Here is a 13,680-nt window from a genome sequence, read left to right on the forward strand (position 1 = left end):
CACCGCCGGCGAGTCCAAGGCCGCCGGCTTCGGCATCGCCGCGGGCGCCAAGCGTCCCGGGCTGAAGAAGCTGGGCAGCGAGATCAAGGAGAAGGCCGCGGAGGCGCGGGCCGAGGTGCGCGAGCACATCGAGCACAAGCCCGCCCCGGCCGACGCTCCGGCAGCGGCCGAGGCTCCCGCAGCGGCCGAGGCACCCGAGGCTCCTGCGGCACCGGAATCCGCGGCGGCCCCCGAGGCTCCCGCCGCGGCGCCGAAGGCACCGTCGGGCGACGACCGGAGCCTGGCCACCGAGGGTGAATCGAAGGCGAAGGGCTTCGGCATCGCTGCGGGCGCCAAGCGCCCCGGCGGGCGGAAGTGATCGAACGTCCCCGATTCGCTATCGGTCGTACGGCAGGATGTACGCGTGCCTGAGTACGTGAGCTACGAGGAGTTCGGCCGGCGATTCTTCGAGATCGCCGTGAACGAGGAGCGTGTGGGCTCCGCGTTCGCCGACATCGCCGGTGGCGACTTCACCGTGGGCCCAATCCCGTCGGGCCCCGGTGGGGTCGCGAAGGTGTGGGCGAAGGTCGAGATCGACGAGCCCCAGCTCACGCGCCACGTCGGCGAGCTCATCACCTTCACGGTGAAGATCCCGCTGCGGATCGGCCTGCTGATCGACCTCAAGGTCGACCGCATCCGCTACGACGTGGCCGGCCTCATCACGCTGCCGCTCACCGTCCGCGCCGCGGCGCCGCTGGAGCTGCGCATCGAGGTGGACCCGCCCAAGCCCAAGGACGTGTGGGTCGATGTGGAATCGCACTCCATCCGAGGCTCGATCGTGCGCGTGGTGGCCAGTGTGGACTCCGAGATCCGACGATTCATCGCGCAGTACGTGGCCGAGGAGATCGACAAGCCCGAGGTGAAGAAGGCGCGCATCATCGACGTCTCCGAGGAGCTGGGCCGCGCCTTCCACAATCTGGGCGACGACGACGCCGACTCGGCCACCTCGGCCTAGCGATCAGTTCGACGGTGCGCCGTCGGCGTCGACGAGGCGCTGGATGGCCGGCCCGTAGGTGGCGATGATCTCCTCGGTCGACGGTGCCGTGAAGATCGGCGACCGCACCAGATAGCGCATGAACGCCAGCCCGAACATGGTGCTGGCCACCACCCGCCCCGTCTCGATGCTCACCCCCGCGTGCTGGGTGAGGATCGGGAGCATCACCGAGGCGATGAATTCACCGAAGGTGTTGGCGGCCTTGTCATCCACGTCGACCGCCGCGCGCAGGACGGCGAGGAAGCTCGCACCGGTCTCCGGGCCCTCCCACACGCCGAGCGCCGCACGTAGGAGGCGCTCGCCCATGCCGTCCCGCGGACCGTCGAGCGCGGCGGTGAAGATCTGTTCCGGATCGACGGGCATGCTCATCACGGCCCGGAACAGGCCCTTCTTGTTGCCGTAGTAGTAGGAGACGAGGGCAACGTCGACCCCGGCGCGGGTGGCGATGGCGCGGATGGTGGCGCGGTCGTAGCCGACCTCGGCGAACAGCTCGCGCGCCGCCTCCAGGATGTCCGCCTTCGCGGTGCTCACACCTGCGCGCCTGCCCGTCGTCATGACCGCGAGCCTACCGTCGCGCCGCACTATTTCAACACCTGTTGACTTATCTGGCGAGTCGGTCGTAGCCTCAGGTTCAACAGACGTTGAAATACTTGGGAGCCCCATCATGAGCAAGAACCACGCGAAGCTCGCCGCGGTCTTCGCCGGACTGGCGATCGCGATCCCCCTGATCGTGCTGCTGTTCACCGCACCCGCCGCGAAGGGCAAGCCGCACGACCTGCCGATCGGCGTCGTCGGACCGTCCGCCGCCGTCACCCAGGTGTCCGAACGCCTCGACGCCCAGCAGCCGGGCGGCTTCGAGGTGAAGACCTACGCCACCGCCGACGACCTGATCACGGCCACGCAGAACCGCGAGGTGTACGGCGGCGTCGTCCTCGGCGCCCAGCCCCGGGCGATCACCGCCACCGGCGCCTCCCCCGTGGTCGCGCCGATCATCACCCAGCTCGCGAACGCCGCCGCGCAGGGCCGTACCGCCGCGGTGACCGATGTGGCGCCCCCGTCGGCCGACGATCCGCGCGGAGCCGGCTTCGGCTCGATGGTGATGCCGGTGTTCCTCAGCGGCATGGTGCTGGCCCTGGCCACCGTGATGATCGGCGGCCACCCCACGGTGGTGGCCGCGGCCCTGCCGATCGGTGCCGCGGTGGTGGGCGCCGCGGCCGTGGGCGCCGCGATGTGGATCGGCGTGCTGCCCGGCGGCTTCGGGGCGCAGTGGCTGGCCATGAGCGCCGGGATGCTGGCGATCGGGGCCACGGTGGCGGGCCTGGTGCAGTTGGCTGGCCCGCGCGGAATCGCCCCCGCGGCTTTGCTTTTCATGCTGATCGGCATGCCGCTCGCCGGGGTCGCGGCACCCCCGGAGTTCCTGCCCCACGTGTGGGGCGTGCTCGGCCAGAGCCTGCCGATCGGCGCCACCGGCACCGCCCTGCGCGGCGCGGCCTTCTTCGCACCGGACGCCGTGATCGGCGCCGGAGCGGGAGCCGCGTTCGCAGTGCTCGGCGCCTGGATCGTGGTGGGCTACTGCCTGCTGGTGATCGGTGCGGCCAAGCATCGCGCCGCGACCGCGGCGGCACCGTCGAGCAGCCAACCCGACGAAAAGGATTTGCCGCAGCCTGCGACGATATAGCCCATGAGCCGACCGCATGTGCCCCACATCCGCACCGAACTCAAGCCGCTCGAGCAGTCCGCGAAGCTGCAGAACGTGCTGTACGAGATCCGGGGCCCCGTGGTGGCACAGGCGGCACGGCTGGAGGCGCAGGGGCACCGCATCCTCAAGCTGAACATCGGCAACCCCGCCACCTTCGGTTTCGAGGCTCCGGATTCCATCGTCCGCGACATGATCCACGCCCTGCCCACCTCCCAGGGCTACAGCGAGTCCCAGGGCATCGCCTCGGCCCGGCGGGCCGTGGTGACCCGGTACGAGGAGGTGCCCGACTTCCCGTACTTCGACATCGGCGACGTGTACCTCGGTAACGGCGTCTCCGAGCTCATCACCATGACGATGCAGGCCCTGCTCGACAACGGCGACGAGGTGCTCATCCCCGCGCCGGACTATCCGCTGTGGACCGCGATGACGAGCCTCTCGGGCGGCAAGCCCGTGCACTACCTGTGCGACGAGGACAACGGCTGGAACCCGTCGGTCGAGGACATCGAGGCGAAGATCACGCCGCGCACCAAGGCCATCGTGGTGATCAACCCGAACAACCCCACCGGCGCGGTGTACTCGCGGGAGACGCTGCAGCAGATCGTCGAGGTGGCGCGCAAGCACTCGCTGCTGGTGCTGGCCGACGAGATCTACGACCGGATCCTCTACGACGACGCCGAGCACATCTCGATCGCCGAGCTCGCGCCCGATCTGCTGGTGATGACCTTCAACGGCCTGTCCAAGGCGTACCGGGTGTGCGGCTACCGCGCCGGCTGGGCCGTGCTCACCGGCCCCAAGGAGCACGCCGCCGGATTCATCGAGGGCCTCACCCTGCTGTCCTCGACGCGCCTGTGCCCCAACGTGCCCGCGCAGCACGCCATCCAGGTGGCGCTCGGCGGCTACCAGTCGATCAACGATCTGATCCTGCCCGGCGGCCGGCTGCTGGAGCAGCGCGATGTGGCCCACGAGAAGCTCAACGCCATCGATGGTGTGAGTTGCGTCAAGCCGATGGGTGCGCTGTACGCGTTCCCCCGACTCGATCCGAACGTCCACGAGATCCGCGACGACGAGCAGCTGGCCCTCGATCTGCTCACGCAGGAGAAGATCCTGCTGGTCCAGGGCACGGGCTTCAACTGGCCCACACCGGACCACCTGCGGGTGGTCACCCTCCCCTGGGCCCGCGACCTGTCCGAGGCGCTCGACCGATTCGGCAACTTCCTGAGCTCGTATAAGCAGAAGTAGGGTTGCGGGCGTGACCGACACCGATGAGCACGCCGACCACGACCACGCCGGAGGCGTCCACACCCACTCGCTGAGCAGTATCTCGCTCGGCAAGTGGGCGTCCCGCGTGGTCGTCGGGCTGCTCGCGGTGATCGGTGTGGCGGTGGCGATCGGCGTGATCGTGCTGTGGCCGTCGCAGCTGCGGGTGAGCGTGCCGAACGCCCCGGAATCGCCCACGCTGTACAAGGGCACCGTCGGCGAGCAGGTCCTGGGCGACTGCGATTTCACACCCCGCGGCAACGGCCAGGTGAGCGATGTCGAACCGCATCCGGTGTCCAATCCCAACGGCGGCTGCCTGAACAGCTCGGTGAAGATCTCGAGCGGCCCCGATACCGATAAGTGGACGCAGTTCTCGATCGGGACGATGCGGGTGAGCACCAGCGCGCTGCCCGGCCAGGGCACCCCGTCGGGCAACGGCGGCATCGACACCTCGCGTCCCGCGACCCCGGGCACCGGCCAGCCCGATCTCACGCCCGGAACGAAGATCATGATCGCCCAGAACGGCGGCGGGATGGCGGGGGCTCCGGCGAACTACTCCTTCTACGACTACTCGCGCGGTGTCTCGCTGTGGGTGTGGGGGCTGATCTTCGCCGTCGTGATCGTGGCGGTGGCGCACTGGCGCGGCTTCCGGGCCCTGGTGGGGCTCGCCCTGTCCGGCGTGGTGATCGTGCTGTTCGCGCTGCCCTCGATCCTCGACGGCCACTCGGCGGTGTGGGTGGCGCTGGTGGCCTCGTCGGTGATCCTCTACCTGGTCCTGTACCTGGCGCACGGTGTCTCGCTGCGCACATCCGCGGCACTGCTGGGAACGCTGTGCGCGCTCGCGGTGTGTGCGGCGCTGGCCTGGGCGGCCACGGTGACCACCCGCGTCACGGGCCTGAGCAGCGACGATGCCACCAATCTTCAGGCGCACGCCTCGCAGCTGTCGATCTCGGGTGTGCTGCTCGCCGGTTTCGTGATCGGCGCGCTCGGTGTGCTCAACGATGTGACGATCACGCAGTCGTCGGCCACCTTCGAGCTGGCCAAGCTGTCGCCGAAGGCGTCGCGGCGCCGCACCTTCCTATCGTCCATGCGGGTGGGCCGCGATCACATCGCCTCCACGGTGTACACGCTGGTCTTCGCGTACGTCGGCTCGGCACTGCCGCTGCTGTTGCTGTTCTCGATCGCCGGCCGCCCGCTGGGGCAGGTGCTCACCTCGGACTCGGTGTCGGTGGAGCTGGTGCGGTCCTTCGTCGGCGGTATCGGGCTGGCGCTGTCGGTGCCGCTGACCACCGCGATCGCGACGCTGCTGGCGAAGCCCACGCGGGCGGCGGTCAGTCCCGAGGCGGCGGAGCGGTACACGCACATCCATCCCGAGGCCGATCCGTCCGAGATCAAGGTCCGGCAGCGGCGCGCGGCGGCCGCGCGGGCCTCGGCCGCCGAATCGACGGCAACGGCGTCGGCGGCAGCAGAGTCATCGGCGCAGCCGACCCCGCCCGCACCGTCCGTGCCGCGCCCTCCGGTTCGTGAGGCACCGTCGGCAGCGGCGGAGAAGCCGGTGACCGGCCGGATGCCGGTGCAGCGCCCCGTCCGGCCCGCGCCGCAGCGACCGTCGGAGCCGATTCCCGCGCCCCCTCGCCCGCAGCCGCGTCCCCCGGCCGCGCCGCCGGTCCCGCCCACGCAGCCGCCGTCCGAGCCCGAGCCGCGCCGGCGCGGCCGGCATGCGGCACCGGACTGACCGTCAGTCCTGCGGGAAGTTCAGGTACGCCTTCGACGGGGTGGGGCCGCGCTGGCCCTGGTACTTCGAGCCCGTCGCCGCGCTGCCGTAGGGGTTCTCGGCGGGGCTCGACAGCCGGAACAGGCACAGCTGGCCGATCTTCATGCCCGGCCACAGCGTGATCGGCAGGTTCGCGACGTTGGACAGTTCCAGCGTGATGTGGCCGGAAAAGCCGGGGTCGATGAAGCCCGCGGTCGAATGCGTGAGCAGGCCGAGGCGGCCGAGGGAGGACTTGCCCTCCAGGCGGCCGGCCAGATCGTCGGGCAGGCTGCACACCTCGAGGGTGGAGCCGAGCACGAACTCGCCGGGGTGCAGCACGAAGGGCTCGCCCGGATCGGGTTCGACGAGGCTTGTGAGCTCGTCCTGCCGCTTCGCGGGGTCGATGTGGGTGTAGCGGGTGTTGTTGAACACCCGGAACAGCCCGTCCAGGCGCACGTCCACGCTGGACGGTTGCACCAGTTGCGGGTCGAAGGGCTCGATGCCGAGGCGGCCGGAGTCCAGCTGGGCACGGATGTCACGGTCGGAGAGCAGCACAGGTTCAGCCTAGGGCAGAGCCGTGCGCGACGGGGCGAGCGGCCCGACCTGGCGCTTCGGGCCGGTGCGGAGTTTCTCGAACTGGCGAACCGTGGTGGATACTGCTGATTCGTGACTGACGCACCCCTCCGTCGCGGACTGACCGCCCGGCACATCCGATTCATCGCGCTGGGCTCCGCCATCGGCACCGGCCTGTTCTACGGTTCGGCGAAGGCGATCCAGGCGGCCGGACCTTCCGTGCTGCTGGCGTACGTGATCGGCGGCCTGGTGATCTACCTGGTGCTACGCGCGCTCGGGGAGATGGCGGTGCGCAACCCGCAGGGCTCGTTCGGTGACTACGCCTCGTCGAGCCTGGGACCGCGGGCCGGATTCATGACGGGCTGGATGTACGTCTTCGAGATGGTCTTCGTGTGCATCGCCGATGTGACCGCCTTCGGCACCTACATGGGGCTGTGGTTCCCGCACGTCCCGAAGTGGATCTGGGTGCTGGCCGTGATCCTGTTCATCGGCGCGCTGAACATGATGCGGGTCAAGGTCTTCGGTGAGGTCGAGTTCTGGCTGACGATGGTGAAGATCACCGCGATCGTGGCCATGATCGCGGGCGGCATCGCGGTGCTGATCTTCGGTTTCGGCATGCACGACACCAGCCAGGGCGTGAGCAATCTGTGGGCGGGCGGCGGCTTCTTCGCCACCGGATTCCTGGGCTTCCTGTCCTGTTTCGTGCTGGTGGTGTTCGCCTTCGGCGGTTCCGAGATCATCGGCCTCACCGCGGCCGAGGCCGAGGATCCCGAGCGCACGATCCCGAAGGCGATCAACACGGTGCCGGTGCGGATCGGCCTGTTCTACGTGCTGGCGCTGGCCGTGATCATGGCGGTGATCCCGTGGAATCAGATCAGCAGCGAGTCGAGCCCGTTCGTGCAGATCTTCCAGGCGCTCGGCGTGGAGCCCGCCGCACACGTGCTGAACGTCGTGGTCATCACCGCCGCGATCTCGGCCATCAACAGCGATATCTACGGCGCCGGCCGGATGATGTTCGGCATGGCCCAGCGCGGCCAGGCGCCGAAGATCATGCAGAAGGTCTCCCGCAACGGCGTGCCGTGGATGACCGTGGTGATCATGGCCGCGGCACTGCTGGTGGGCGTGGTGCTCAACGCCGCGATCCCCGAGAACGTCTTCGTGGTGATCGCCTCGATCGCCACCTTCGCGACGGTCTTCGTGTGGCTGATGATCCTGTTCTCCCAGTACCGCCAGCGCACGGCCATGCCCGCCGATGAGCAGGCGGCCCTGAAGTTCCCGGTGCCGCTGTGGCCCTACGGCCAGCTGGTCGCGATCGGTTTCCTGCTGTTCGTGACGGTGCTCATGGCCTTCCAGTCGGACACCCGGATCGCGCTGATCGTGGGGTTCGTGTGGCTCGCTTTCCTCGCCGCGGCGTACGCCGTGTGGGTGGCGCCGAAGGCCGCGTTGCGGTCCGGTTCGGAGCGTTAGGCACGCCCCGCGCCCGACGGTGCGCGTGCTAGTCTGGCCCGTACGCACGACATCGCAGCGCGATGCCGTCGCCGCCGATGTAGTTCAATGGCAGAACTCCTGCTTCCCAAGCAGGTAGCGCGGGTTCGATTCCCGTCATCGGCTCCACGAATGACCTGCACGAATGCGGTCTGCAAACCCAGTACGAGTATTATATTTCCGAATGACAACCTTGTACAAGTTGTACTGGGAGTAACCGTAGGCCGTCTTGCCTGCGGGGATTTTCTTAACATCGAACGCTGTTGCCGTCTTCGCTTGGATTTCGTTCGTGACTTGCTGGCCTGTGCTGGCTGTCGCCTCCGCGGAGACAGAGGCGTTTATCGCTTCCTTCGGAAAACCAACTTCGGCACCAATCTCGTTCGTCTGTTCCCAGGTTCGCGTCGTGGTCAGCGTGACTGTGTCTTCGAGATTGCACTCGGACGACCCACTGCTACATACCGCAATCGGTGCTTCTGCAGTTCGCGACCCCTGATAGCTTGCCTCTTGGAGGGAATAGTCGTAGTCAGGCCAGCAAGGCTTACCGCCAGACAGGCGGTTGCCGTAAGAATAGTGCGTGCCCGCTGGGCATGAGTACCACGCTGTAGAGCAGTGATCGAGATCAGGTCAGCTGAAGATTTCTCTGAGTACTTTTCACTGCTCATCTAACCTGGCGGTCAGTATCTCCTCGGCTTTTAGTGATTTGATGCGGGTGAGTTCGGCTTCAATATCGGGGAGGGTGGAGTAGCCGAGGGTGTGGATGACGGCGTAGTAGGTGTCGGTGGGTGCGGTGTCGGTGACGGAGATGATCGCGTAGTTCGGGTCGGGGCTGCCGGTGCGGGTGGCGGTCACCTCGGGGATGTCGGCGAGGGTCGCGAGCTGTTCGTCGGTGCACGGTACATACAGCCACCGCCCCACAGTAAACAGCGGCGGTCCGGGGATTGTCAGCGTCGGTGACAACAAAGCCGCCTGCGCCATCGCAAACGCTATCTTCAGTCTGTTCCAGGTGCGGTAGGCCTGATCCTCTTCTTGCACAGCTGCTTGGTGGAGAGTGTAGAGCTCGATGTACTCTCTGTCGGTGTGCCATTCATGGAGGGCGTAGCCGAAAACCCGGGCATGCAGATTGACTTCCTCCTCAGCAGTCAATCCCAGCACTGCCGAATCGAGCTCACCCCAAGCGGTCGATACTGTGGCTACCCCCAAGATTTCGGGGATATGGAAGTCGATCCGTCCGGCTTCGGTGCCGCCGGTGAAGATATCGAAGGTGGCAGTGCGCTGATTGGGGCCGCGATTGTCGCCGAGACGGTCGGTGGCGACGATCGCGGTTTCATCGAGCCAGGTAAGGAAACCATCACTGTCACCGTCGGTGGTGCGCATCGACCAGCCGGTCGGACTGAGCACCTCTGCTACCACGACATCGTCACCCCGCGCGAGATTCACAGCAACAAGCTCACGCAACAACCCGGCCCACCGGCGAATCTCCGCCGGCACGTTCATCTCCAACGATGATGTCGTCGACGGAATCTGAAACTTCCACTTCATCGAATCAGTCACAATCTCATTGTCCGTCGGACGTCGCTCCGGCTTCCGTCTCCCCCACCGCGCCGCCCACCCGTTCTCCGCCACCGCCGCCGCACCCTGCGCGGATGGGATCCGATTACGCGCACCAACTCCGTGCTTTCATCTCGCTCGCCGAAGCCCAAGGCTGGCAAGTCACCCGCACCAGCAGCGGGCACATCCGCTTCACCCCGCCCGACCCCGCCGCGCAGATTGTCATCGCGCCCGGCACCACCAGCGCCGGGCGAGCCGTGCAGAACCTGCGCGGGGGCCTGCGCCGCGCGGGACTGGTCCTGTAGCCATACTCCGCTTCAGATGCGGGGTATCTGACCTGCGGCTTCCCGGAACTCGATCCGGGACTATGCTGGATTATCCAGCACTGGATTATCCCGTATCCGCAGGTCAGTCGACTGCGTTGAACCGGGGCAGACTCGTCCGGACTAAACAGGTGCGCTTCCCAAGCAGGTAGCGCGGGTTCGATTCCCGTCATCGGCTCCAGGTCATCGCGGTTCACTGATTCGGTAGAACCGCTCGGCGTTGGTGCGGAGCACCGCGTCCGCATCGTCTCCCACCTCTTCGATCAGCAGATCGATGTCCGCATCCTCGAACGGCCGTCGGGCGCGGGTCGACGGCAGATCCGAGCCGAACATCAGCGCGGTGGGGTCGATGTCCATGATCCGCCGGACGGCCTCCCGCACGTCGAGCTCAACCCGGCCGAAGCCGGTTGCCTTCACGCGGACCCCGCGCTCGACCAGTTCCAGTAGCACCGGCAGCCCGGCGTCCGTCAGCCCGAGGTGATCGACGCTCACAGCGGGGAGACCGCTGATGACGTCCACCAGCTCGGCGAGATCGGCGGCATCGACGTACAACTCGGTGTGCCATCCCGCCACTTCATGGACCCTCCGCGCAAAGGTCTCGAGATTCCCGATGGACTCCGACCCGCCGCGTCGTACGTTGAACCGCACGGCGCGCACGCCGGCTCGATCGAGGTCCGTGATCTCCGCGTCGGTCACCGAGGCGGGCAGTTGGGTGACACCGACGAATCCGGGGCCGAGGCGCGTGAGCGCGTCCCTGAGGTAGGTCTGGTCGAACTCCTGGAAGGACCCCGAGACGACCGCGCCTCCGACCACCTTGAGCCGATCGGCGTGCACCTGATAGGCGGCGACATCGAAGTGATCGGGCAGGAAGCCGTTGTTCTCCACCACCGGAAAGGTGTGGTCGATGATGTGGAAGTGGGAGTCGAAGACGTTGTACTCAGCCATGTTGCAGCTTTCTCTCGGTGACCGGCCGCGATGACGACCGGGGGGTGGGTGACGCCGGAGGCGCGGCGAGCACGCGTGCGGCAATGGCCGCGGCGAGAACCATAGTCAACAGGCGGATCACCTGCAGGGTGCTCACCACCGGCCCGGATCCGGTGTCGGCTGCGGTCGCCATCACGGCGTAGATGCCTCCCGGGGAGGTCGCCAGGTACGCCTCCCCGAGCGGAATGTCCAGCCACATCGCCACACCGAAGGCGAGCGCGAAACAGGCCGCGATCATCACCGCGATGAGGGCGAGGGTGATCGGCAGCAGCCGCAGGAACAGTCGCATCGACGATCGGGTGAACGAGCCACCGGCCTGCCATCCGATGACGGCGTACGCGGCAGCCGTGATCGGGAAGGGCAGATCGAATCGGAGGCTCGGAAGGAGCAGTTCCAGGCCCACTGTGGCCACAAGGGGCGCCAGCAAGTAGGGCGCCGGCATCCGCATCCGCTCGCCGCACAGCCCTGCCAGGCCGATGACGGCGACGACGGCGATCACGCTCTGCCACGACATCGACGGCCCGGTGCTGTGCGTCGGCCCCGCGTGCAGTCCCACCGCGACCAGGACGAAAGGCAGCGTGATCGTGACGATCACCAGCCGGAGGTACTGAGAGAAGGCGACGTACCGATGGTCGACATCCAACTCGGCCGCCATCGTCGAGATGCCGCTGGCACCGCCAGCGAGCGTGGACAGCACTGCGGTCGCGCGACTGATCGTGCCCCGGCCACGCCAGAACACCACGGCGGCACAACCGAGACAGAGCGCGAGAGTCGAGGCGCTCACCACCGCCGACACCGCGAAGCACCCTCTCGCAGTATCGAATCCCACCGCGGCTAGTGGAGCCGCAGCCATGATGCCGACGATCGACTGGGCAGGCCGGAGTATCGCACGGGCTGGCTTCAACTCCCCGCCTCCGAGGACCGCCACCAGACCGGCCGCCACCGTCGCCCCCACGAGCCACGCGCCCGGCATCGCCAGGCCGCTCAGCGCCAGAGCCAGGACGACGGTGGCGGCGACACACAGGCACCAGTGCCGATGAAGCGGATTCACGATGAAGCCCCCGCTCATCAGCTCGCCATCGCCGTGGGATCGGCGAAAACAGTACCGTCGAACAGCTTCCGGGCCGTCCGCCGCAGCGAGGCAGCCGTCGGCTGGCCGTCCGGTCCCAGGTCGACCGCCACCTCCATGATCCCCGCGGGGTGCTCGATGGTGAGCGGCCCGGCCGTCGCGACCGAAAGCACCGAGTCGAGAACGGTTCCGCCCACGCGGGCTGCCGTCGCCAATGCGACGGCACCCGACACCGCGTGCGCGGGATGGCATGTCGTGGGCACGAAGTACCGCGACCGCACCCCGGCGCTCTGCGACGAAGACACCAGCATCACCTTGGGAAGCACGCGCCCCCGGACGTCCCCCATGCCCATCTGGAGCGCGGCCTGGAGCCGCATCGCCTCGATGGCGTCACACAGGTGCCGATCGGCGTCCAGTTCGGCGGGTGACTCGTCACCCACCAGCCCGAACGCGTCAGCACGGGCTATCACCGCACACACCGCCGCGTCGACCGCTGTGTACTCGATACCGCCGACCTCGTTAGTTCCACGCCCCGTGGGGAGGAGTGAGCCCGTGGTACCGCCAGCGAAATCGGTGAACGTCACATCGACCGGCGCCGAACTCCGCGGAACCCCCGCGATCGATTGCTCGCCCTGGTAGGTGACCTCTCCGCCCGGTGTGCGCACGACCAGTTCCACCCTCGCACCCGTGTTGACGAGATTGACCCGGACGGTGGTGAGGGGATCGCCGGCCGGAACCAGCCCCCGCTCCACTGCGTACGGGCCCACGCCGACGAGCAGGTTGCCGCATGTGGGGGTCCAGTCGACGCGCATCGAATCGAGGTCGACCTGTCCGAACAGGTAGTCGATGTCGCATCCCGGTCGCGATGAGGGACCGACGATCGCGACCTTGCTGGTGGTCGTGCTGCCCCCGCCCACGCCATCGATCTGGCGACGGTCGGGCGAGCCCATCAACGTCGGGAGCAGCAGATCGAGATCCAGGCCGGTCGCGTCGAGATCGGAACGCAGGAAGTACATTCCCTTCGACGTGCCTCCGCGCATCAACATTGCGCGCACCGCGATCATCGGACCGGCTCCGAGTCATGCGCAGAGGAAGCAACCGGACGCAGGGCCAGCTCTTTCAGCTGGCGACGATGGAAGGGCACGAACAACAATGCCAACATTCCGAGGTCGCGGGAGTAGTCGAGGCCGATCCGCCACTGCGGAGTGCGTCTGCGCACGTTGTACGTTCCGAACAGCTGGTCCCACCAGGGGAACAGGAAGCCGAAATTGGTGTCGGTGTCTTCGATCTGGTCGTGATGGTGCGCCACGTGCGTCTCCGGGGTGAACACCACGAGCCGGAGCAGGCCTTCGACCTTTCGCGGGACGGCGAGGTTCGAGTGGTGCCAGATCGCGGCGGCGAACGCGACGGTACCGAACACCGTGAGGTAGAGGGGCGGCGCCCCGATCAGAACCGCCACCACCACGAGCACCGCCTGGTGCAGGAGTTCCTCGGCGGTATGCACCCGGGCACCGGTGGTGAAGTCGAAGTCCTCGTCGAGATGGTGCACTTGATGGAATCGCCACAGCACGAGGTTTCGATGGCTCAGGCGATGAAACCAGTAGCCGGCGAAATCGAATGCCAGCACGGCGATCACGATCCCGATACCGAGTGGAAGATCGGCGATGCCGACCGGCGGACGGAACTGGTGCAGTCCGGCCACCAACAGCACCGTGAGCGGCGGGATCACAGTGTGGTTGATCACCGTGAAGGCCAGGTTTCGAGCTGTTCGTGGCCCGCGCGGCGCCACTCGGTGCCACCGCGCGGCGCACAATTCCGCAGCGCCCAACAGGACGAGCCAAGCGATCTGAATAGCGAGGAACACAGCACCCTCCAAACTAGTCCGATTCGATCGAGGATTTGAGAGGCCCCATCGACTGTGGGCGTTCACGTTTGTGAACTCCATTGATACAACTG

The 13,680-nt window shown here is 67.3% G+C and carries 13 protein-coding genes, 1 tRNA gene and 1 pseudogene; 8 read left to right on the forward strand and 7 right to left on the reverse strand.

Features of this window, described 5'->3' with window-relative positions; genetic code table 11:
* A pseudogene (locus ABD108_RS18145) lies at positions 1 to 358 on the forward strand (hypothetical protein); the annotation flags it as partial.
* 45 nt (positions 359 to 403) lie between these two features.
* A complete protein-coding gene (locus tag ABD108_RS18150; RefSeq protein ID WP_343930999.1) occupies positions 404 to 994 on the forward strand; it encodes a hypothetical protein in 591 nt (196 codons plus the stop codon).
* Positions 995 to 997: 3 nt separating this feature from the next.
* On the opposite strand, the gene ABD108_RS18155 is transcribed toward ABD108_RS18150, so the two are convergent.
* Complete coding sequence (locus tag ABD108_RS18155) at positions 998 to 1,588, reverse strand: TetR/AcrR family transcriptional regulator (RefSeq protein ID WP_220656785.1); 591 nt, start codon at positions 1,586 to 1,588, stop codon at positions 998 to 1,000.
* Between the two features lie 109 nt (positions 1,589 to 1,697).
* On the opposite strand from ABD108_RS18155, the gene ABD108_RS18160 reads away from it, so the two are divergent.
* From ABD108_RS18160 to ABD108_RS18170, 3 genes are read left to right on the forward strand one after another with little or no spacing between them, the layout of a single operon-like run.
* Complete coding sequence (locus ABD108_RS18160) at positions 1,698 to 2,711, forward strand: ABC transporter permease (RefSeq protein ID WP_343931000.1); 1,014 nt, start codon at positions 1,698 to 1,700, stop codon at positions 2,709 to 2,711.
* Positions 2,712 to 2,714: 3 nt separating this feature from the next.
* Positions 2,715 to 3,971 (forward strand): pyridoxal phosphate-dependent aminotransferase, encoded by a 1,257-nt coding sequence (locus tag ABD108_RS18165; protein ID WP_220656787.1) that lies wholly within the window; start codon positions 2,715 to 2,717, stop codon positions 3,969 to 3,971.
* Positions 3,972 to 3,981: 10 nt separating this feature from the next.
* Complete coding sequence (locus ABD108_RS18170) at positions 3,982 to 5,724, forward strand: YibE/F family protein (RefSeq protein WP_305110281.1); 1,743 nt, start codon at positions 3,982 to 3,984, stop codon at positions 5,722 to 5,724.
* A 3-nt stretch (positions 5,725 to 5,727) separates the two neighbouring features.
* Here the strand turns inward: ABD108_RS18170 and dcd are convergent, their stop codons facing one another.
* The gene (dcd, locus tag ABD108_RS18175; RefSeq protein ID WP_220656789.1) at positions 5,728 to 6,297 is read right to left on the reverse strand and encodes a dCTP deaminase; all 570 of its coding nucleotides are present in this window, start codon (positions 6,295 to 6,297) and stop codon (positions 5,728 to 5,730) included.
* Positions 6,298 to 6,408: 111 nt separating this feature from the next.
* Here dcd and ABD108_RS18180 point away from each other — a divergent pair, with 111 nt between their 5' ends.
* The gene (locus tag ABD108_RS18180) at positions 6,409 to 7,782 is read left to right on the forward strand and encodes an amino acid permease (RefSeq protein ID WP_343931001.1); all 1,374 of its coding nucleotides are present in this window, start codon (positions 6,409 to 6,411) and stop codon (positions 7,780 to 7,782) included.
* A gap of 73 nt (positions 7,783 to 7,855) precedes the next feature.
* Positions 7,856 to 7,929: transfer RNA gene (locus ABD108_RS18185), tRNA-Gly, on the forward strand.
* A gap of 522 nt (positions 7,930 to 8,451) precedes the next feature.
* Here ABD108_RS18185 and ABD108_RS18190 read toward each other — a convergent pair.
* On the reverse strand, positions 8,452 to 9,351 hold the full coding sequence (locus tag ABD108_RS18190) for a hypothetical protein (protein WP_343931002.1): 900 nt from the start codon (positions 9,349 to 9,351) through the stop codon (positions 8,452 to 8,454).
* A gap of 92 nt (positions 9,352 to 9,443) precedes the next feature.
* On the opposite strand from ABD108_RS18190, the gene ABD108_RS18195 reads away from it, so the two are divergent.
* Complete coding sequence (locus ABD108_RS18195; RefSeq protein WP_343931003.1) at positions 9,444 to 9,653, forward strand: type II toxin-antitoxin system HicA family toxin; 210 nt, start codon at positions 9,444 to 9,446, stop codon at positions 9,651 to 9,653.
* Between the two features lie 201 nt (positions 9,654 to 9,854).
* Here the strand turns inward: ABD108_RS18195 and ABD108_RS18200 are convergent, their stop codons facing one another.
* Genes ABD108_RS18200 through ABD108_RS18215 form a run of 4 tightly spaced genes read right to left on the reverse strand, consistent with a single transcriptional unit; the run spans position 9,855 to position 13,669 of the window.
* On the reverse strand, positions 9,855 to 10,616 hold the full coding sequence (locus ABD108_RS18200) for an amidohydrolase family protein (RefSeq protein ID WP_220656793.1): 762 nt from the start codon (positions 10,614 to 10,616) through the stop codon (positions 9,855 to 9,857).
* On the reverse strand, positions 10,609 to 11,724 hold the full coding sequence (locus ABD108_RS18205) for an AbrB family transcriptional regulator (RefSeq protein WP_343931004.1): 1,116 nt from the start codon (positions 11,722 to 11,724) through the stop codon (positions 10,609 to 10,611). Before ABD108_RS18205 ends, ABD108_RS18200 begins: the two co-directional genes overlap by 8 nt.
* Entirely contained in the window at positions 11,724 to 12,770 is a 1,047-nt protein-coding gene (locus ABD108_RS18210) for a PrpF domain-containing protein (protein WP_343931005.1), read from the reverse strand. The genes ABD108_RS18205 and ABD108_RS18210 overlap by 1 nt, the downstream gene beginning before the upstream one ends.
* Positions 12,771 to 12,784: 14 nt before the next feature.
* Positions 12,785 to 13,669 (reverse strand): sterol desaturase family protein, encoded by an 885-nt coding sequence (locus ABD108_RS18215; RefSeq protein WP_343931006.1) that lies wholly within the window; start codon positions 13,667 to 13,669, stop codon positions 12,785 to 12,787.
* Positions 13,670 to 13,680: the final 11 nt, after the last annotated feature.

Origin of the sequence: Tsukamurella strandjordii (assembly GCF_039525985.1) — a bacterium.
GTDB lineage: Bacteria > Actinomycetota > Actinomycetes > Mycobacteriales > Mycobacteriaceae > Tsukamurella > Tsukamurella strandjordii.